The sequence below is a fragment of the Kitasatospora sp. NPDC054795 genome (assembly GCF_053611565.1).
In genome coordinates, this window is record NZ_JBSHAP010000159.1 from 1 (window position 1) to 19151 (window position 19151).

Below are 19151 nucleotides of genomic sequence, written 5' to 3' on the forward strand. Positions count from 1 at the left end.
GTCACCGCGGGGGGGTAGCCGCCGGGCCGTGTGTCGCGCGACACACGGCCCGGGCCAGTGGCGCACGGGGGCCACCGGCGGGCCGGCCGCCGCCCGTCACGGGCGGAAGGTGCCCCAGCCGTCGTCCTCCGCCCGGGAGCGGTTGAAGTACGGCACCCGGTCGGTGACGGCGTTCGGCAGCCGGTCGCCGACCCGGTCCGCGACCGCGCCGGCCGCCCTCCCGGCCACCGCCCCGGCCTGCTGCCGGGCCCGGTCGGTCGCGCCCTGGACCGTGGGGTTCCGGGCGACCTGCCGGGTGATCCTGGCGATCTGTTCGTAGCGCCGGCGCCCGGCTCGCGAGCCGAGGACGTAGCCGGCCGCGAAACCCGCGGCCAACGACAGCTTCCACATGGTCGGATCCACCCTCTCCTGGCGGCTTCTGCCGCATTGCCCTACCCGTCCGTCGGGACGGCGAACCGTCCGCGCCCCAGCATCCCCGGCCCCGCCGCCGGGCGCGCGCGGAGCACGCCGGGCGGCAACCCGGGGGCAAGCCGGGAAAGCGATTGGCGGACCACCCCCCCGAGTGCGCTAATGTATGTCCCGCAGCGAGCGCCGAGGAGCCCGGGAGACCGGGGGCCGAGGCGGGAGCCGATCCCCCATAGCTCAATTGGCAGAGCAGCCGACTGTTAATCGGCAGGTTATTGGTTCGAGTCCAATTGGGGGAGCTCGGGAGAAGGTCCTTCGGGGTCCTGCTTCCCGTCCGTGGTACGGAAGTCGAGTACCGCGATCCCGCATAGCTCAATTGGCAGAGCAGCCGACTGTTAATCGGCAGGTTATTGGTTCGAGTCCAATTGCGGGAGCTGCACCGGGTCCGCCCGGTGACTGCTCAGAGCGAAGGCCCCTCGGTCGACCGGGGGGCCTTCGTGTTGTCGTCGTCCGGTCCCGCGGCGTGACGTACGCGACACCGCCCGGCTTCCCCCGGATCCGACCGGATCCGCCCGTGCGGCCGGTTCCGGTCCCGCGGCCGGCTCCGGGGTCAGGCGGTCGCCTTCCGGTAGAGGTCGGCGACCCGCTGGTCGAAGGTGACGCTGTACGAGGTGCCGGGGGTTTCCCCGCCCTCCTGGTAGCCGCCGATCACGCCGATCACCGTGCCGTTCGCGGCGACCCACGGGCTGCCGCTGGTGCCGTCGGTGTAGCCGCCGCAGTCGAAGCGCTCCTGGGTGGCGCTCTGCGAGCTGGTCCGGGCGGCGCAGGTGATCGGCTCGTCTCTCTCGTTCGGGTAGCCGGTGACGGCGACGGACAGGCCGAAGCCCTGGCCGGTGCCGATCGGATTGCCGCCGACCGCGTCCTCGACCTGCCGGCCGTCGACCGTGCCCACCGTGACGAAGGCCACGTCGTACTCGGGGTCGTCGCCGGCCGCCCAGCGCGGGTCGACGGTGATCGCCTGCACCGGCCAAGTCCCGTACGGTGTGGACCCGTTGCGGTAGCCGGGGGTGAACACCAGACCATCCAGCAGGCCGATCCGGCGGTTCTGCACGCAGTGCGCCGCGGTGACCAGCAGATTGCGCCGGGGGCTGTGCACCACGCTCGCGGTGCAGGCGCGCGGCCCCTGGGCGGTGCGGATGGAGAGGGTGCCGATCCGGTCCCGGGCGGGGCTCTGCTGCGCGACCTCGGCGGTCGGCGCCCCGTCCTGCCCGCCGCACGCGGTGCCGGCGGCCAGCAGCAGGGCGGCCAGCGCGGCCGTTCGTGCCGTGCGCGGGGGCCGCGGCGGGCGGGAGGCCATCGGGGCTCCGTCTCGTTCCTCGGGGCGGGCACCGGGGCCGTGCGTTCCGCCGTTCGTGACGAAGATCTACCAGGCCGTGCCCGGCGGCGCCAGCGCCGCGTGTCGGGTCCGCCGCGGATCAGCCGGTGGCGCGGTCGTACAGGGCCTGGACGCGGTCGCCGAAGTAACTGCTGTACGAGGTGTCCGGGCTGCTGCCGCCCTCCTGGTAGCCGCCGATCACGCCGACCACGGTGCCGGTCCTGGTGGCCGGGTCGAAGTCGGTGACCCATGGGCTGCCGCTGGTGCCGCCGGTGTAGTCGGGGCAGTCGATCCGCAGCTGGGTGGGGCTCTGCCGGTCGGTGGTGTTGGAGCAGGTGATCGGGACGCCGCTGCTGCTCGGGTAGCCGGTGATCTTCACCGGGAGCCGGTAGCCGCGGTTGACGCCCAGTCGGTTGGCGCCGAGCACCTGCTGGACCTGGCGGCCGTCCTGGGCCTGGACGACCGCGAAGGCGACGTCCATGTCCGGGTCGGCGTGGTCGTTCCAGTCGTCGTCCACGGTGACGGCCAGCAGCGGCCAGACGCCGCTGGGGGTGTCGCCGTCGCGGTAGCCGGGGACGAAGACCAGATCGCTGCGCTGCCCGAGCCGCGGGTCCCAGACGCAGTGGGCGGCGGTGACGACGAGGTTGAGCCCGGCACTGTCGACCACACTGGCGGTGCAGAAGTGGTCGCCGTCGGCGTTGCGGGTGAACACCGCGCCGACCAGGCCGTTGAGCACGGTGGGCCTGGCGGTGCGGGTGACCCCGGTGCGCCGGCCGGCCGCCCCCCTGAGCCGCTGCCGGTTCCAGCCGTGGCTGTCGACGGAGGCGGAGGTGGAGGAGGCGGTGGGAGGCGCCGAGGTGACGGTGGGGGTGCCCCCGCCCGGGCCCGCCGCGGTGGTGCAGCCGGCCGCGGCCAGCACCAGTGCGAGCGTCGCGGCCGCCGCCCCCGTCCCACGAATCGTCATCCGCCCAGGCTGCCCCGAACGGGTGCCCCGTCGCCACCCGGGCTGCGCCGCCCGGGAGGCGCGTACCGTCGCGCACCCAGCTGCGCCCCCGGCGCGCACCACGGGTGATCGACCGGCTATGCTGCCCGGGACGGCCTCGCTGGGGCCGTCTGCTGCTGCCGTGCCGACGACCGGCGCGTGCGGCGAACCGGGGCGGTAGCTCAGCCGGTTAGAGCAGGGGACTCATAATCCCTTGGTCGTGGGTTCGAGTCCCACCCGCCCCACCTTCTCGATGTGCGACGAGTGTCGTACGACCCTTCGCGGGCGGGCCGCCGAGCCGGCGCCCGCCGCCTTCCCACCGCCTGCGACGTCGCAGAGTCTAGGCCGCGGCCACCCCCTTCCCCGTGTGGCGCGCCGGAATTCACCCGCCCGTGGGCATCGGCCCGGGCCGTCCCCGACGGTCGTGCGCCGCCGCTCGGCGGCCGTTCCTTCCCCGTTCCCGTCGCCGCTGGGCGGCCGTCCGTTCCCCTGTTCCCGTCGTCGGTCCCTGGCGCGGTGCGGCAAAAAAGTGATATCACTTTGCCATCGGATGCGGATGCTCGCAGAAGGAGTCGCTCCCATGACCACACCGCCTTTCGCCGTCGAGGACGGCCCCGAGCTGGACCTCCCGGTCCCCAGGATCACCGAACGGGTCATCACCGGGGCGGCCGGCCTGCCGGTGCTCGGCGGCGCACTGTTCGGCCTGCTCGCCGGGGTCGGCTCGGTCATCGCCGGCGCGGCCCAACTGTCCTCCAGGGCCAGCGGGTTGGGCATCGCCCTGGTGATCGCCGGGCCGCTGCTGCTGCTCGGATCACTGCTGACGACGTTCGGGCTGACGGTGGTCTCGCCCGGTCAGGCCCGGGTGGTCCAGCTGCTCGGGCGCTACCGGGGCACTATCCGCGCCGAGGGCCTGACCTGGCTGAACCCGTTCACCAACCGCCGGCACATATCGCTGCGGATCCGCAACCACGAGACCGAGACCACCAAGGTCAACGACGCGGACGGCAACCCGATCGAGATCGCCGCCGTGGTGGTCTGGCAGGTCGAGGACACCGCGATGGCGCTCTTCGAGGTGGACGACTACGCCGACTTCGTCGCCATCCAGACCGAGACGGCCGTGCGGCACATCGCCACCAGCTACCCGTACGACGCCCACCACGAGGGCCAGTTGTCGCTGCGCGACGGTGCGGACGAGATCGCCCGCAAGCTCTCCGCCGAGATCTCCGCCCGGGTCGCCGCGGCCGGGGTGCGGGTCGTCGAGTCCCGGATCACCAGGCTCGCGTACGCTCCGGAGGTCGCCCAGGTGATGCTCCAGCGTCAGCAGGCCGGGGCCGTGGTGGCGGCGCGCAGGCTGATCGTCGAGGGCGCCGTCGGTATGGTCGAGGAGGCGCTGGAACGGCTCGCCGAACGCGATGTCGTGGAGCTGGACGAGGAGCGCAAGGCCGCCATGGTGAGCAACCTCCTGGTGGTGCTCTGCGGCGACCGCGGCACCCAGCCCGTCGTGAACACGGGCTCCCTCTACCAGTAAGGCGAGGCCTTGGCGACGGAACGGAAGAAGCTCCTGTTGCGACTGGACCCTTCAGTTCACGACGCGCTCGCCCGATGGGCCGCGGACGACCTGCGCAGCACCAACGCGCAGATCGAGTTCCTGCTCCGCCGCGCCCTCACCGACGCGGGGCGGATGCCCGGCGGCGCGGCCCGGCTTCCCCGGCGCGGACGCCCGCCCAAGGAGGACCCGGAGAGCGGCGGTCCCGGCGGGGACTGACCGCGGCGGCCCGGGCCACCCACAGATCCTCCAGATCCTGGGAGAACGAGATGGACCTGCCTGCCAACCTGCCCGAGAAGCTGTACCTGCTCGCCCACGACCCGCGGCGCGGGCGGACCACCCAGCACTCCTCGCTCAACCTGCTGCTGCAGGCGGCGGCGCTGACCGAGCTGTTGCGCCGGGGCCTGCTGTACGAGGAGGGCCGCAAGGCCGTCGCCCGGGTCCGCGGCGGCGCCGCCGAGGACGGCCTCGACCCGTACAGTGCCGACCTGTTGGGCCGGATCAGGGCCACCCGGCCGCACAGCTGGAGCTCGTGGGTCGGCCGCGCCAGGAGCACCGGGCGCGACCAGCCGATCCGCCGGGTCCGGGACGGCCTGGCGGAATCCGGCCGGATCACCCTCCGGCCGCACCGGGTGGCCGGCCTGTTCCCGGTGACCCTGGTCACCGTGCACGACCCCGGGGTCCGCAAGGCGCTGGAGGCCCGCGTCGCCGGGGCGCTGACGGGCCCGTTCAGCCGGGTCGACCCGGCCGACGCGGCGCTGACCGCCCTGGTGGCGGCGGGGAAGCTCCGTACGGTGCTCGGCTCCAGGGAGCGCCGGGAGCACCGCGGCCGGATCGCGAAGCTGGCCCCGGCGGCCGGCCCGGTCCCGCGCGCGCTCGGCACCGCCCTGGCCTGGCGGACGGCGGGCCACGCCGCGGAGAGCGCGGCCCTGGGCTGACGGACCGTCCGCGGGGGTGACGGTCCGTCCGCGGGGCCACGGAGCCCGGTCGCCCGTCCGGCGGCCGGGCTCCCGGCCGTCCGGGCCCGTAAGCTGGCCGGATGCTCGAACCCGCCCTGCTGCCGACCCCGCTGGTGGACTGCGCCGACGAGGCCTTCGCCCGGGCCGGGGTGGAGCTGCGGCTGAAGCGGGACGACCTGCTGCACCCGACCGTCCCCGGCAACAAGTGGCGCAAGCTGGCGCCCAACCTGGCGGCCGCCGTGGAGCAGGGCCACACCCGGCTGCTGACCTTCGGCGGCGCCTACTCGACCCACCTGCGGGCCGTCGCGGCCGCCGCCGGGGCGCTCGGGCTGGAGAGCGTCGGGCTGGTGCGCGGCGAGGAACTGGCCGACCGGCCGCGCAACTGGTCCCTGCGGGCCGCCGAGGCGGACGGGATGCGGCTGGAGTTCCTGACCCGGGCCGAGTACCGGGAGGCCACCGGCCGGGCCGAGGGGGAGCACGGCACGGACGCGCCGCTCCGTCGCTGGGGCCGCTGCCTGGTGCTCCCGGAGGGCGGCTCCAACGCCCTGGCCGCCGTCGGCGCGGCCGCGATCCCGGCCGAACTGCCCGGTCTCGGCGAGCGGGACGTGGTCTGCTGCCCGGTCGGCACCGGCGGCACCCTGGCCGGTATCGCGGCCGGTCTGCCGGCGGGCGCGCGGGCGCTCGGGGTGGCCGTGCTGCGCGGCGGCGAGGGCTACCTGGAGGCGGAGGTCGCCCGGCTGCACCGGGCCGCCTACGGGCGCGGGTTCGACAACTGGCGGATCGACCACGGGCACCACGGCGGCGGCTACGGCAGGGTCCCGGCCGAGCTGGCCGACTTCGCCGAGCGGTTCGAGCGCCGCCACGGGATCGCGCTGGAGCGCCGTTACGTCGCCAAGCTGCTCGCCGCGCTGGCGGACCTGGCGGGGGCGGGCGCCTTCCCCCGCGGCACCCGCCTCACCGCCGTCGTCACCGGGCTGCCGGACCCGCAGTAGCGACCGGTCGGCTCGCGGCCCACGGTCGGCAGCCCGCCGGTCGGCCGGTCAGCCGAAGGTCAGGTTGGCGCACGGGTCGGTGTCGGCGTTGCGGGTGTTCTCCGCTATGCCGGTGGGGACGCCGCCCGGCACACCGCTCGGGACACCGCCCGGGGTGGTGCCCGGGGTGGCTCCCGCCGCGGCACCGGCCGGGGCACCGGGCTCCGGGCTCGGGGCGGCCACCGTGTCGATCCGGGTGCCGGCCGCGCGGAAGTCGGCGCCGAGGGTGACGGTGATCGCCTCCGAGCCGGGCTCCTCGACCGCCCTGGCGCCGGGGAAGAGCGCCACGACCTGGTCGGCGGTGGCCTTCAGTGCGGGGTCGTAGGAGACCTGGGTGGCCTGGTGACCGGGGGTGTTCTGGCCGAGCGCGACGTTGCGGAAGCCGCGTGCCTTGAGCGTCTCGGCGCCGGAGCCGGCCAGGCCGGGCGTGCCGACCCCGTTGACCACGGTGATCGGCGCCGCGCTCTGCTCCGGGGTGAGCGGGGTGAGCGGGGTGCCGGGGGCGGTGCCCGGGTCGGCACCGGGGGAGGAGGTCACCTGGCCCGTCCCGGAGGTGCTCTGCCCGTCCAGGGTGCGGTCCTCGCGCAGCAGCTTCCAGAGGGCGTCGGCGTCCGGCTGAACCAGCCGTATTCGGTCGCCGGCGAAGCGCCAGGGCGCGGTGACGAAGGAGACGTCGGAGAGCTTGATGTCCTGGATCGAACGGGCGAAGTCCACCAGCTTCATCGCGGTGCCCAGCCCCTCGTCCACGGTGAGCGACTTGGTGGCCGCGTCGGCCAGCGGCAGCAGGGTGGGCAGTGAGAAGCCCTGGCCCTGGACCTTCTTGATCATCGAGGAGAGGAAGGCCTGCTGGCGCTTCATCCGGCCGATGTCGGAGTTGTCACCGATCCCGTGGCGCGTCCGCAGGTAGTCCACCGCGGACTGTCCGGAGAGCTTCTGGAGGCCCTTCTTGAGGTGTATGCCGTACTGGTTGACGTCGTTGGGCACGCAGGCCTCCACGCCGCCCACGGCGTCGGACATCGCGGCCGCGCCCTTGAAGTCGACCACGACGGTGTGGTCGATCCGCAGCCCGGTGAGCTTCTCCACGGTGTTCTGGGTGCAGGCCGGGTTGCCCTTCTCGGCGAGGCCCACGGTGAAGGCGGAGTTGAACATCTGGTCGGTCTTCGGCGTCGTCCAGGTACCGTTCGGCAGCTTGCAGGACGGGATGGTGACCAGGGTGTCGCGGGGGATCGAGACGCCGACGGCGTGCTTGTGGTCGGCGTAGACGTGCACCAGGATCGCGGTGTCCGAGTGGCCGACGCCCTCGTCGCCGCCGCCCAGCGAGTCATTGCCCTCGTCGCGGGTGTCCGAGCCGAGCAGCAGCACGTTGACCGGGACGGAGGCGCCCGGGCTGGCCGGGACGGGTGCCGGCGGGCGCTCGGTGGCGACGCCGCCGGAGTCGAAGGTGGTGATGTTGTTGTCCAGCCGGTGGTAGAACCAGGCTCCGGCGCCCACGACCGACAGCACCAGTACGGCGGCCAGGCCGATGGCGGTCCGCAGGTAGCGGCGCCGACGCGTACTGCTGCTCATCCTCCGTGCCCCCCGTCTTCAGGTCTCTCGCGTTCGATGTTCGAACGTTAGACGTTCCGGGAGGCTGTTCGGTTACCCCCCTGGGGCCAGCGGAAGGCCCCCGGGTCCTGTGATGCTGGTCACGCGCCGGGGCCGGAGGCGCCCGCGAGCATCCGCCGGAGCAGGTCGCGCAGCGCCGTCCGCTCGTCCGGGCCGAGCGCGGCCAGTGGCTCGCGGGCGAAGTTCAGCGACTCGCGCAGTTCCTCGGAGGCGGCCGAGCCGGTGCCGGTGGCGGCGACCAGCTTGACCCGGCGGTCGTGCCGGTCGGCCTCGCGGGTCACGAAGCCGCGGGATTCGAGCCGGTCGACGATGCCGGTGATGTTGGAGGGCTCGCAGCTGAGCGTCTGGGCGATCTGGCGCATCGGCATCGGGCCGCGCCGCAGCAGCGCGAGCACCTTGGCCTGGGCGCCGGTGAGCGAGCGGGCGGCGGCGGCCTCCTCGTACTCGCGGTGGAACAGTGCGACCAGGTTGGCCATCAGGTCGACGACCTCGCGGGTGATCTCGTCGGGCTGCGGCGCGGCGTCCTGGATCGACTGGGTGTCCATGGTCGACAGTCTACCTGAAAAGTTGACAACGTGAACCTTTCATGCCCATCGTTACTTCAGTTGCTCAACCTTTCAGGTGCCGAAACCGCACCTGAACCACACCTGAACCCGCAGTCGAACCGCAAGGAGCGCCCCCGATGGCAGAGCAGGCCCCCGCCCCCGCGACCGCCCGTGAATGGCACCTCGCCGCCCGCCCGCAGGGCTGGCCGGTGCCGACCGACTTCGCCCTGGTCGAGGCCCCGGTCCGGGCCCCCGGCCCGGGCGAGATCCTGGTCCGCAACGCCTACCTCTCGGTGGACCCGTACATGAGGGGCCGGATGAACGACGTGAAGTCGTACGTCCCGCCGTTCCAGCTGGGCCGGGCCATGGACGGCGGTGCGGTCGGCTACGTCGTCGCCTCCGCCGCCGAGGGCTTCGCCCCGGGCGACGCGGTGCTGCACGGGCTCGGCTGGCGCGAGTACGCGACCCTGGACGCCGGGCGCGCGGTCAAGGTCGACCCGGCCGCCGCCCCGCTCTCCGCCTACCTCGGCGTGCTCGGCATGCCCGGCCTGACCGCCTACGCCGGCCTGCTCGCCGTCGGCGCCCTGAAGGAGGGCGACAAGGTCTTCGTCTCCGGCGCGGCCGGCGCGGTCGGCTCGCTGGTCGGCCAGATCGCCAGGCTCAAGGGTGCCTCGCTGGTGGTCGGTTCGGCCGGCTCGGCGCAGAAGGTGGCCAGGCTGGTGGACGAGTACGGCTTCGACGCGGCCTTCAACTACAAGGACGCCCCGGTCGCCGAGCAACTCGCCGAGGCCGCCCCGGACGGCATCGACCTCTACTTCGACAACGTCGGCGGCGACCACCTGGAGGCCGCGATCGGCGCGCTGAACGTGCACGGCCGCGCGGTGCTCTGCGGTGCCATCGCCCAGTACAACGACACCGCCGCACCCGCCGCCCCGCGCAACCTCGCGCTCGCCATCGGCAAGCGGCTGCGCCTGGAGGGCATGCTGGTGGGCGACCACGCCGGGCTCCAGCCGCAGTTCGTCGCGGAGGTGGCCGGCTGGCTGAAGTCCGGTGAACTGCGCACCGAGGAGACCGTGGTGGACGGTTTCGAGAACGCGGCCGAGGCCTTCCTCGATCTGCTGCGCGGCGTCAACACCGGCAAGATGGTCGTCCGCCTGGACGGCTGACGTTCCGTCAGGTCACCGACCGCCCCGCCGCCCCCACCGGGCGGCGGGGCGGTCGGGCACCGGCGGTGCGCACTCGGGCGCGGGCGTCGCGGCCGCACTACCGCATTCCGGCCGGATCCGAAAGTGCGTCATCCATCCTGTGGCGCCGCGCGGTACGGTGGTCCCGCCGGCGATGGGGCCGTTCGGGGGAGAGATCCGGCCGAGGGGTAGACCTCGTTGAGGATTCGACTAGCATTGAGCGAAAGCCTGTCCGTTTTGCTCAATTTAGTAGCTTAATGTCGGCTAACGTGAGTAACTGCGGATCAACTGCAGGCACGAGGCAGCTGGGGAAGGCGACCCTCGTCCACAGCCTGGAGGTCCCGGTGACGACACGTGGAGTTCTGTACATCCACACCGCGCCCCGCGCGCTGTGCCCGCACGTCGAGTGGGCCGTCGCGGGGGTGCTCGGTGTGCGGGTGAGCCTGGACTGGATCCGCCAGCCGGCCGCACCCGGGCACTGGCGTGCCGAGCTCTCCTGGCAGGGGGAGCCCGGTACGGCTTCGAAGCTCGCCTCCGCGCTGCGCGGCTGGCAGCTGATGCGGTACGAGGTGACCAGCGAGCCCTGCGCCACGGCGGAGGGGGAGCGGTACAGCAGCACGCCCTCGCTCGGCATCTTCCACGCCGTCACGGGCATCCACGGCGACATCCTGATCCCCGAGGACCGGTTGCGCGCCGTCCTCCTGCGCGCCCGCAGCGAGGGGGCCGACCTGGAGGCCGAGATCGCCCGGCTGCTCGGCAAGCCCTGGGACGACGAGCTGGAGCCGTTCCGGTACGCGGGCGAGGGCGCGCCGGTGCGCTGGCTGCACCAGGTGGTCTGAGGCCGCCCCGCACGGACCGGAGCCCCGCAGGGCCCGGAGCCCCGCAGGGACCGGACGGGCACGACGAAGGGGCCGGCGCTCAAGAAGAGCGCCGGCCCCTTCGTCACGGGCGTCAGCGGGTGCGGAAGGCCAGCACCACGTTGTGGCCGCCGAAGCCGAACGAGTTGTTCAGCGCGGCGATCCGGCCCTCGGGCAGCTTGCGGGCCTCGTCGCGGACGATGTCGGCGTCCACGTCGTCGTCCAGCTCGTCCACGTTGATGGTCGGCGGGGCGATCCGGTGGTACAGCGCCAGCACGGTGGCGACGGTCTCGATGCCGCCGGCGCCGCCCAGCAGGTGGCCGGTCATCGACTTGGTGGCCGAGACCGCGATGTGGTCGAGGTCGTCGCCCAGCTCCTTGCGCAGCGCCTTCAGCTCGGCGGTGTCGCCCTGGGGGGTCGAGGTGGCGTGCGCGTTGACGTGCACGATCTCGGCCTTGTCCAGCTCGTTGCGCTCGAACAGGTCGGCCAGCGCGCGGGCCACGCCGGCGCCGGTCGGCTCGGGCTGGGCGATGTGGTGGGCGTCCGAGGACAGGCCCTGGCCCACGGCCTCGCAGTAGATCCGGGCGCCGCGCGCCTCGGCGTGCTCGACCGACTCCAGCACGACCACGCCGGCACCCTCGCCCAGGACGAAGCCGTCGCGGGCCTTGTCGTAGGGGCGGGACGCGCGCTGCGGGTCGTCGTTCTTCTTGGACATCGCCATCATGTTGGCGAACGCGGCGATCGGCAGCGGGTGGATCGCCGCCTCGGTGCCGCCGGCCACCACGACGTCGGCGCGGCCGGTACGGATCATCTCGATCGCGTAGCCGATCGCCTCGGCGCCGGAGGCACAGGCGGAGACGGGGGTGTGCACGCCCGCGCGGGCGCCGACCTCCAGACCGACGTTGGCCGCCGGGGAGTTGGGCATCAGCATCGGGACGGTGTGCGGGGAGACCTTGCGGGCGCCCTTCTCCTTCAGCACGTCGTACTGGTCGAGGAGCGTGGTCACGCCGCCGATGCCGGAGGCGATCACGGCGCCCAGGCGCTCGGGGGCGAGCTTGGAGGACTCGTCGGTGGCGGGGGTCTCGTAGCCGGCGTCGGCCCAGGCCTCGCGGGCGGCGATCAGCGCGAACTGGGCCGAGCGGTCCAGCTTGCGGGCCAGCGGGCGGGGCAGGATCTCGCCCGGCTCGACGGCGGTCCTCGCCGCGATCTTCACCGGCAGGTCCTCGGCCCACTCCTCGGTCAGGGCCGCCACGCCGGACCTACCGGCGACCAGGTTCTCCCAGGTGCTGGCGGCGTCGGCGCCCAGCGGCGTGAAGGCGCCGATACCCGTGACGACCACGGTGCGGTTTTCAGCGGTCACTGGTTTCTTCTTCTCTCACGTGTGCGGGGGGTCGGCGGCGTGCCGAGGAAGGGCCCGGCCGGGCGCCCCGAGTGGGGGCGTCCCGGCCGGCGGGGTCGGCCAGGCTCGACGAGCCCGGCCGACCGGTCAGCCTTCGCCGGCGTATGGGACGCCGGACGGGCTGGCCGAGTCGAACTGGTCGACCGATCAGGCGTTGAGGATGTAGTTCACCGCGTCGCCGACGGTCTTCAGGTTCTTGACCTCGTCGTCCGGGATCTTGACGTCGAAGCGCTCCTCGGCGGCCACGACGACCTCGACCATGGACAGCGAGTCGACGTCCAGGTCGTCGGTGAAGGACTTGTCGAGCTGGACGTCCTCGGTCGGGATGCCGGCGATCTCGTTGACGATCTCGGCGAGACCTTCCAGGACCTCTTCCTGGGTAGCCATACTGGCTGCTCCTCTACGGTGTTGAGCGTGTCCGGCCGGCGGCCGGGCACAGGCTTGTGAATTGGGCGAATGCGCCTAGGGGAGAGTAACGACTGCTGCGGCGTACACGAGACCCGCCCCGAACCCGATGATCAGGGCCAGGTCCCCGCTGTGGGCCTCACCGCTCTCCAGCATGCGTTCCATCGCCAGCGGGATGGAGGCCGCGGAAGTATTGCCGGTCTCGGCGATGTCGCGGGCGACGGGTACCGACTCCGGCAGCTTGAGCGCCTTGATCATGGCATCCGTGATCCGCATGTTGGCCTGGTGGGGGATGAACGCGCCGAGCTGGTCGGCGGTGATCCCGGCGGCGTCCAGCGCCTGCTGGGCCACCTTGGCCATCTCCCAGACCGCCCAGCGGAAGACCGGCTGGCCGTCCATCCTCAGGGCCGGCCACTTGGTCTCCTCGCCCGCGCCGTTGATCGCGTCGGACTTGGCGAAGGCGGTGTCCCAGGCCTGGGTCTGGGTGATGAGGTCGGCCTGCGAGCCGTCCGAGCCCCAGATCAGCTTGCCGATGCCGGGGGTGTCCGACGGGCCGACGATCGCGGCGCCGGCGCCGTCACCGAAGATGAAGGCGGTGGAGCGGTCCGACTGGTCGGTCAGGTCGCTGAGCCGCTCGACGCCGATGACCAGCACGTAGTCGGCGTTGCCGCCGCGGATCATGCCGTCGGCCAGGCCCAGGCCGTAGCCGAAGCCGGCACAGGCGGCCGAGATGTCGAAGGCCGGGGCGTTGCCGCAGCCGAGCCGCTCGGAGATCTCGGTGGCGATCGCGGGGGTCTGCTTGAGGTGCGAGACGGTCGAGACGATCACGCCGCCGATCTGCTCGGCGGAGATCCCGGCCTGGGCGATGGCCTTGCCGGCCGCCTGGACCGACATCTCGGCGACGGACTCCTCCGGGCCGGCCCAGCGGCGCTCGGCGATCCCGCTGCGGGTGCGGATCCACTCGTCCGAGGAGTCGATCCACTCCAGGACCTCGGAGTTGGGGATCACCCGGACCGGGCGGTAGCCGCCGACGCCGAGGATGCGCGAGTACTGCGCGCCGCTCACCGGACGGATCTGGGGCTTGGTCATGCCTGGGTCTCCTGCTCCTGACCGCCGTGCTCCGCAACGAGCTCGCGGGCCTTGTCCAGATCGGCGGGGGTCTTGAGGGCGAGCGTGGCCACACCCTTGAGGTTGCGCTTGAGCAGTCCGGTGAGGGTGCCGGCGGGGGACAGCTCGATCACGGCCGTCGCACCCAGCTGTCCGAGGGTCTCCATGCAGAGGTCCCAGCGGACGGGGTTGGAGACCTGAGACACCAGGCGCGCGAGCACCTCGGCACCGGTGTCCACGACCGCGCCGTCCTTGTTGGAGACGTAGCGGACCAGCGGGTCGGCCGCGGTCAGCGTCGGGGCCAGCTGGGCCAGCCGCTCGACGCCCGGGGCCATGTGCTCGGTGTGGAAGGCGCCGGCCACCTTGAGGGCGATCAGCTTGGCGCGGGCCGGCGGGTCCGCCTTCAGCGCCTCCAGCTGGTCCAGCGTGCCGGCGGCGACGATCTGGCCGCCGCCGTTGTTGTTGGCCGGGGTCAGACCGTGCTCGGCCAGCTTCGCCGCGACCTCCTCCGGGTCGCCGCCGAGCACGGCGAGCATGCCGGTCTCGGTGACGGCGGCGGCCTCGGCCATGGCCCGGCCGCGCTCACGCACGAAGGTCAGCGCGTCGTGGGCGCCGAGCACCCCGGCGCCGGCGGCGGCGGTGATCTCACCGACGCTGTGACCGGCCACGGCGCCGACCAGCTTGCGGGCGGCGTCCTCGTCCGGGAACAGCTCCCGGGCGGTCACCAGACCCGCCGCGACCAGCAGCGGCTGGGCGACGGCGGTGTCCTTGATCTCCTCGGCGGACGCCTCGGTACCGGCGTGCACCAGGTCAAGCCCGGCGACCTCCGACCAGCCGCGCAGGCGGTCGGCGACGCCGTCGAGCTCCAGCCAGGGGCTGAGGAAACCGGGGGACTGAGCACCCTGTCCAGGGGCGACGATTACGAGCACGGTTCAACCCTCTCTCGCCAGGCGCCCAGGGGCGGGTAGGCGACGGTAACGAAGAAAACCATCCGTGATTGTGCGGTTCCTACACTCCGGCTCAGCCGGGCTCCCCGACGGCGCCCAACCGGCCGAGGGCCAGTGCGATCCGCAGGGTGAACGCCGAACGTACGTCGGAGGGGGCGTACCCCGTGACGTCAGTCACACGTCGCAGCCGGTAGCGCACCGTGTTGGGGTGGACAAAGAGCATCCGGGCCGCGCCCTCCAGCGAGGAGGCCTGCTCCAGGTAGACGCTCAGGGTCTCCAGCAGGGCGGACCCGGCCTCGTCCAGCGGTGTGTAGATCTCCTCCACCAGCTGACGGCGCGCGGCCTGGTCGCCGGCCAGTGCCCGCTCGGGCAGCAGGTCGTCGGCCAGCACCGGGCGGGGGGCGTCCGGCCAGGCGGCGCAGGCCCGCAGGCCGGCCGCGGCGGCGTGGGCCGAGCGGGTCGCGGAGAGCAGGTCGGGCACGGTCGGGCCGACCACCACCGGGCCCGGCGCGAACTGGCCGATCAGCGCCCGGGCCGCGTGCACCGGCTCCTTCTCGCCGCCGACCACGACCACCAGGCGCTTGCCCAGCACCCCGGTCAGCACGTTCAGCTTGGCGTACCGGGCGGCCCGGCGGATCGCCTCGACCACCAGCTCGCTGTCGCCGTCCGGCGCGCTGCCCATCACCACCCGGACCTGGCTGGGCTGGCCCCAGCCGAGTGCGGCGGCGCGGGAGAGCACACCCTCGTCGGCGTCGCCGGACAGCAGCGAGTTGACCACCAGCGCCTCCAGCCGGGCGTCCCAGGCGCCGCGCGCCTCGGCGGCCTGGGCGTACACCTGGGCGGTCGCGAAGGCGATCTCCCGGGCGTAGACCAGCACCGACTCGCGCATGTCCGCCTCGTCGCCGGGGGCGGCCACCTCCTCGATGGCCTCCTCCATCACCTCGATCGTGGTGCGGATCAGCTCGACGGTCTGGCGCAGGGTGATCGCCCTGGTCAGCTCGCGCGGAGCGGTGCCGAAGACGTCGGTGGAGATCGCCTGGGCGGTGTCGGGGTGGCGGTACCACTCGGTGAAGGCGGCGATGCCGGCCTGGGCGACCAGGCCGATCCAGGAGCGGTGCTCCGGCGGCATCCGCCGGTACCAGCCGAGCTGGTCGTCCATCCGCGAGATCGCGGCGGTGGCCAGCTTGCCGGAGGACTTCTCCAGCCGTTTGAGCGTCGCCGCCCGGCGCTCGGCGCGCTCGGCGGCGTTTCTGCGCTCCTGGGCGGTCAGGCGGGGCGCCGCACGACCGGGGCGGTCACGGGCCGACCGGGCGGCCGGGCCCTTTCCGGTGGGGTCGGGTGCGGGGCTGGGACTGGGTTCGCTCTTGGAGTTCGCGGAGGCGGCTGGCACAAGGACAAGACTGCCTCACGCGAGTGGCTGCTCGTGCACACCCCCCCCGGCACGGTGGCGCGGTGGCAGGAGTCGCACTGCGGGCCCAGCCACTACGGTGGGTGCGTGACCGAAGCCCCCGACCGCCCCCGTGCCGACCTGCGCCGCACCGCCGAGCGCTACCGCTCCGTCCCGGCCGAGGGCGTCGAGACCAGGCACGCGTTCTCCTTCTCCGGCCACTACGACCCGAAGAACACCCACTTCGGGGCGCTGCTCGCGTGCAACGAGGAACTCCTCGCCCCCGGCGCCGGATTCGAGGAGCACAAGCACCGCGGCACCGAGATCCTCACCTGGGTGCTGGAGGGCGCGCTCGCCCACCGGGACTCGCACGGCCACAGCGGGGTGGTCCGAGCCGGGATGGTCCAGCACCTCAGCGCCGGTTCCGGGGTCACCCACACCGAGCGCAACGTCGGCGGCGCCACCGGGCCGGTCCGCTTCGTCCAGATGTGGCTCCAGCCGGACGAGTTCGACGCGCCCCCCGCCTACGGCCTGCGCAAGGTGGAACCGGCGGACGGCGGGTTGACGCTGCTCGCCTCCGGGCTGGAGCGCGACGCCGGGACGGATGCCCTGCGGCTGCGCCGCGGCGACGCCGCGCTCTGGCTGGCCACCGCCGGGCCGTGGCAGCCGCTGCCGCTACTGCCCGAGGCGCCCTGGCGGTACGCCCACCTGACCGCCGGCTCGCTGGGCTACCGGACCGTCCCCGGGCCCAAGGGCGGCGGGCGCTCGATGGTTCCGGGCGACAGCGTGCGGATCACCGGCGAGGCCTTCGCCGACCCGGCGGCGGGGGAGACCGGCGCCGAACTCCTGCTCTGGGAGATGCACTCGCCGGTCTCCTACGGTTAGCGGCTCAGCGCTTCGGGAGTTCTTCGAGCACCGCGTCGGAGAAGGCCGGCCAGGCCTCGACCGCCCACGGCCCGAAGTCCCGGTCGGTGAGCGCGACGCAGGCGGCGCCGGCCTGCGGGTCGACCCACAGGAAGGTGCCGGACTGGCCGAAGTGCCCGAAGGTTCCGGGGGAGTTGGCGGCGCCGGTCCAGTGCGGGCTCTTGCCGTCGCGGATCTCGAAGCCGAGGCCCCAGTCGTTCGGGCGCTGGTGGCCGTAGCCGGGCAGCACGCCGCTGGTGCCGGGGAAGGCGACCTCGCGGGTGGCCTGCCGGAGCGTGGACGGGTCCAGCAGCTTGGGTGCCTGCAGCTCGGCGGCGAACCGGGCGAGGTCGGCGACGGTGGACAGGCCGCCGGCGCCGGCCGGGGACTTGTGCGCGGTGTTGATCAGGGTGTCCGTCATGCCCAGCGGCTCGAACACCGCCTCGGCGGCGTAGCGGGAGAACTCGATCCCGGCGGCCTCGGACAGCGTCCGGGCCAGCACGTCGAAGCCCGCGTTGGAGTAGAGCCGGCGGTTGCCGGGCTCGCCGAACACCCGGTGCTCGTCGAAGCCCAGGCCGGAGGTGTGCGCGAGCAGGTGGCGGACGGTCGAGCCGGCCGGACCGGCCGGCTCGTCCAGCTCGAACACGCCCTCCTCGACGGCGACCAGCGCCGCGTACGAGGTGAGCAGCTTGGTCACCGAGGCGAGCGGGAACAGGTGCTGCTGCGGCCCGTGCGCGCCCAGGACCGCGCCGTCCGCCCCCCGGACCACCACCGCCGCGGCATGGGGCACCGGCCAGTTCTCGATCATCCGCAAGCTCTCCATGGGATCCGACTGTAGTCGCCGGGAAATTCCGCGGAGAAGGTGGTGGTGGAGCCACCCGGGTGTCGGGCTTGCTTGGAGTGCACTCCAACTCGGTAGCGTCGTTCACGTCGTACAGGACAGGGGGAAACGAGCGATGGCCGCACCCGCACGCATCGAGATCGACCTGCGCAGCTGCTCCGAGGTGTTCAGCCGCCCCGTCGGGGATCCGGACCCGAGGCCGAGGCACACCATCAGCGAGGTCGCCGCGGCGAGCGGGCTGACCACCCACACTCTGCGCTGGTACGAGCGGATCGGCCTGCTGGACCCGGTCGACCGGGCGGCGGGCGGCCAGCGCCGCTACTCGGACGGCGACCTGCACCGGCTGGCCTTCCTGGGCCGGCTGCGGCTGACCGGCATGTCGGTGGCGGACATGCTCAAGTACGTGGACATGGCCCGCCAGGGCGAGCAGACCTACGGGGAGCGGCGGCTGCTCCTGGAGACCCAGCGCGAGGAGGTCCGACAGCGGATCGTGGACCTCCAGGCCACCCTCGCCGTCCTCGACTACAAGATCGATCTCTATGCCGGGAAGGTCGCCGGTGGCGCCGGAATCCCGGCCACGTGCCAGAACATCCCTGTAGAGGAAGAGCAGAGCGCATGACTCAGACCGTCCTTCCCACCGTCGAACTCGGCACCGGCGGCCCGCTGGTGGGCGTCCAGGGCCTCGGCTGCATGGGCATGAGCGAGTTCTACGGCCCCACCGACACCGGAGAGGCGCTCGCCACCCTGGACGCCGCGCTGGCGACCGGTGTCACCCTCTTCGACACCGCCGACATGTACGGCTCCGGCCGCAACGAGGAGCTGATCGGCCCCTTCGTCCGGGCCAACCGGGACCAGGTGGTGCTCGCCACCAAGTTCTCCATCCTGCGCTCCGAGGAGGACGGCGCGGTCCGCGGCATCAGCAACGACCCGGCGTACATCCGGACCGCGGTGGACGCCTCGCTGCGCCGCCTCGGTACGGACGTGATCGACCTGTACTACATGCACCGCCGCGACCCGGCCGTGCCGCTGGCCGACTCGGTCGGTGCCATGGCCGAGCTGGTGCGGGCCGGCAAGGTGCGCCACCTCGGCCTGTCCGAGGTGACCGGGGCGGAGCTGCGCGAGGCGCACGCGATCCATCCGATCGCCGCGCTCCAGTCCGAGTGGTCGGTGTTCGCCCGTGACGTCGAGCGCACGGCGGTCCCGGCCGCGGCGGAGCTGGGCGTCGCCTTCGTGCCGTACTCGCCGCTCGGGCGGGGCTTCCTGACCGGCGCCTTCCAGGACGCCAAGGAGCTCTCGGCGGACGACTACCGCCGTTCCCACCCGCGCTACACCGGCGACAACGCGGCCGCCAACGGCGAACTGCTCGACCCGCTGCGGAAGATCGCGGCGGCCCGCGGCGTGACGCTCGCCCAGGTCGCACTGGCCTGGGTGCACCAGCAGGCCGAGGTGCACGGGCTGGCCGTCGTGCCGATCCCGGGCACCCGCAGGCGCGGCCGGCTCGCCGAGAACACCGCGGCGGCGACGCTGCGGCTGACCGCCGAGGAGCTGGCGCTGCTGGAGCCGGTGGCCGGCCGGGTGGCGGGGAACCGCTACGCGGACATGAGCTCCACCTCGGCGGCGCGCGAGTAGCGGGACCGGCGGCCCGGGGGGAGCCGGCGCGGGCTCCCCCCGGG

At 73.4% G+C, this 19151-nt stretch carries 20 protein-coding genes and 3 tRNA genes; 12 read left to right on the forward strand and 11 right to left on the reverse strand.

The features are described 5' to 3' along the window. Positions 1–96: 96 nt before the first annotated feature. A complete protein-coding gene (locus ACWGJO_RS36510) occupies positions 97–402 on the reverse strand; it encodes a hypothetical protein (RefSeq protein ID WP_387693800.1) in 306 nt (101 codons plus the stop codon). 229 nt (positions 403–631) lie between these two features. On the opposite strand from ACWGJO_RS36510, the gene ACWGJO_RS36515 reads away from it, so the two are divergent. Further along, positions 632–704, forward strand: a tRNA-Asn gene (locus ACWGJO_RS36515). A gap of 62 nt (positions 705–766) precedes the next feature. Then, positions 767–839: transfer RNA gene (locus ACWGJO_RS36520), tRNA-Asn, on the forward strand. 176 nt (positions 840–1015) lie between these two features. Here the strand turns inward: ACWGJO_RS36520 and ACWGJO_RS36525 are convergent. After that, complete coding sequence (locus tag ACWGJO_RS36525; RefSeq protein ID WP_452189991.1) at positions 1016–1762, reverse strand: trypsin-like serine peptidase; 747 nt, start codon at positions 1760–1762, stop codon at positions 1016–1018. Between the two features lie 118 nt (positions 1763–1880). Continuing rightward, positions 1881–2744: a trypsin-like serine peptidase gene (locus ACWGJO_RS36530; protein WP_452189992.1), complete on the reverse strand. Its 864-nt coding sequence runs from the start codon at positions 2742–2744 to the stop codon at positions 1881–1883. Positions 2745–2933: 189 nt separating this feature from the next. Between ACWGJO_RS36530 and ACWGJO_RS36535 the strand changes: the two genes are divergently transcribed. The 5 genes from ACWGJO_RS36535 to ACWGJO_RS36555 all read left to right on the forward strand — a co-directional run bounded on the left by ACWGJO_RS36535 (position 2934) and on the right by ACWGJO_RS36555 (position 6259). After that, positions 2934–3007 (forward strand) — tRNA-Ile (locus ACWGJO_RS36535). Between the two features lie 335 nt (positions 3008–3342). Continuing rightward, positions 3343–4290: an SPFH domain-containing protein gene (locus ACWGJO_RS36540; RefSeq protein ID WP_452189993.1), complete on the forward strand. Its 948-nt coding sequence runs from the start codon at positions 3343–3345 to the stop codon at positions 4288–4290. Positions 4291–4299: 9 nt separating this feature from the next. Beyond that, positions 4300–4527 carry a hypothetical protein gene (locus ACWGJO_RS36545; RefSeq protein WP_359915252.1) on the forward strand — a complete coding sequence of 76 codons (228 nt, stop codon included), beginning with the start codon at positions 4300–4302 and terminating at the stop codon, positions 4525–4527. 50 nt (positions 4528–4577) lie between these two features. Then, entirely contained in the window at positions 4578–5246 is a 669-nt protein-coding gene (locus ACWGJO_RS36550) for a GOLPH3/VPS74 family protein (protein WP_380542400.1), read from the forward strand. Between the two features lie 101 nt (positions 5247–5347). Then, positions 5348–6259, forward strand: coding sequence for a 1-aminocyclopropane-1-carboxylate deaminase/D-cysteine desulfhydrase (locus ACWGJO_RS36555; protein ID WP_452189994.1), 912 nt, complete (start codon positions 5348–5350; stop codon positions 6257–6259). Positions 6260–6307: 48 nt separating this feature from the next. Here ACWGJO_RS36555 and ACWGJO_RS36560 read toward each other — a convergent pair whose 3' ends face one another. Both ACWGJO_RS36560 and ACWGJO_RS36565 read right to left on the reverse strand, forming a co-directional pair. After that, complete coding sequence (locus ACWGJO_RS36560; RefSeq protein WP_452189995.1) at positions 6308–7864, reverse strand: LCP family protein; 1557 nt, start codon at positions 7862–7864, stop codon at positions 6308–6310. 119 nt (positions 7865–7983) lie between these two features. After that, positions 7984–8448, reverse strand: coding sequence for a MarR family winged helix-turn-helix transcriptional regulator (locus tag ACWGJO_RS36565; protein ID WP_359915259.1), 465 nt, complete (start codon positions 8446–8448; stop codon positions 7984–7986). 137 nt (positions 8449–8585) lie between these two features. On the opposite strand from ACWGJO_RS36565, the gene ACWGJO_RS36570 reads away from it, so the two are divergent. Together ACWGJO_RS36570 and ACWGJO_RS36575 are read left to right on the forward strand one after the other, a co-directional pair. Next, positions 8586–9614, forward strand: a complete 1029-nt coding sequence (locus tag ACWGJO_RS36570; RefSeq protein ID WP_452189996.1) for an NADP-dependent oxidoreductase — start codon at positions 8586–8588, stop codon at positions 9612–9614. 362 nt (positions 9615–9976) lie between these two features. Further along, positions 9977–10471: a DUF3145 domain-containing protein gene (locus tag ACWGJO_RS36575; protein ID WP_359913089.1), complete on the forward strand. Its 495-nt coding sequence runs from the start codon at positions 9977–9979 to the stop codon at positions 10469–10471. Positions 10472–10583: 112 nt separating this feature from the next. On the opposite strand, the gene fabF is transcribed toward ACWGJO_RS36575, so the two are convergent. From fabF to ACWGJO_RS36600, 5 genes are all read right to left on the reverse strand, one after another. Further along, the gene (fabF, locus tag ACWGJO_RS36580; RefSeq protein ID WP_359913086.1) at positions 10584–11849 is read right to left on the reverse strand and encodes a beta-ketoacyl-ACP synthase II; all 1266 of its coding nucleotides are present in this window, start codon (positions 11847–11849) and stop codon (positions 10584–10586) included. 186 nt (positions 11850–12035) lie between these two features. Continuing rightward, positions 12036–12275, reverse strand: coding sequence for an acyl carrier protein (locus ACWGJO_RS36585; protein WP_224283099.1), 240 nt, complete (start codon positions 12273–12275; stop codon positions 12036–12038). A 75-nt stretch (positions 12276–12350) separates the two neighbouring features. After that, a complete protein-coding gene (locus ACWGJO_RS36590; RefSeq protein WP_359913083.1) occupies positions 12351–13382 on the reverse strand; it encodes a beta-ketoacyl-ACP synthase III in 1032 nt (343 codons plus the stop codon). Next, positions 13379–14329, reverse strand: coding sequence for an ACP S-malonyltransferase (locus ACWGJO_RS36595; protein ID WP_387693808.1), 951 nt, complete (start codon positions 14327–14329; stop codon positions 13379–13381). The genes ACWGJO_RS36590 and ACWGJO_RS36595 overlap by 4 nt, the downstream gene beginning before the upstream one ends. Positions 14330–14420: 91 nt before the next feature. Continuing rightward, positions 14421–15617, reverse strand: coding sequence for a PucR family transcriptional regulator (locus ACWGJO_RS36600; protein WP_359913095.1), 1197 nt, complete (start codon positions 15615–15617; stop codon positions 14421–14423). 225 nt (positions 15618–15842) lie between these two features. Between ACWGJO_RS36600 and ACWGJO_RS36605 the strand changes: the two genes are divergently transcribed. Beyond that, positions 15843–16619 (forward strand): pirin family protein, encoded by a 777-nt coding sequence (locus ACWGJO_RS36605; RefSeq protein WP_452189997.1) that lies wholly within the window; start codon positions 15843–15845, stop codon positions 16617–16619. Positions 16620–16623: 4 nt separating this feature from the next. Here the strand turns inward: ACWGJO_RS36605 and ACWGJO_RS36610 are convergent, their stop codons facing one another. Next, positions 16624–17460 carry a serine hydrolase domain-containing protein gene (locus tag ACWGJO_RS36610; protein WP_452189998.1) on the reverse strand — a complete coding sequence of 279 codons (837 nt, stop codon included), beginning with the start codon at positions 17458–17460 and terminating at the stop codon, positions 16624–16626. Positions 17461–17593: 133 nt separating this feature from the next. On the opposite strand from ACWGJO_RS36610, the gene ACWGJO_RS36615 reads away from it, so the two are divergent. Together ACWGJO_RS36615 and ACWGJO_RS36620 are read left to right on the forward strand one after the other, a co-directional pair. Further along, positions 17594–18097, forward strand: a complete 504-nt coding sequence (locus tag ACWGJO_RS36615) for a MerR family transcriptional regulator (protein WP_452189999.1) — start codon at positions 17594–17596, stop codon at positions 18095–18097. Next, positions 18094–19107, forward strand: coding sequence for an aldo/keto reductase (locus tag ACWGJO_RS36620; RefSeq protein ID WP_452190000.1), 1014 nt, complete (start codon positions 18094–18096; stop codon positions 19105–19107). Before ACWGJO_RS36615 ends, ACWGJO_RS36620 begins: the two co-directional genes overlap by 4 nt. Positions 19108–19151: the final 44 nt, after the last annotated feature.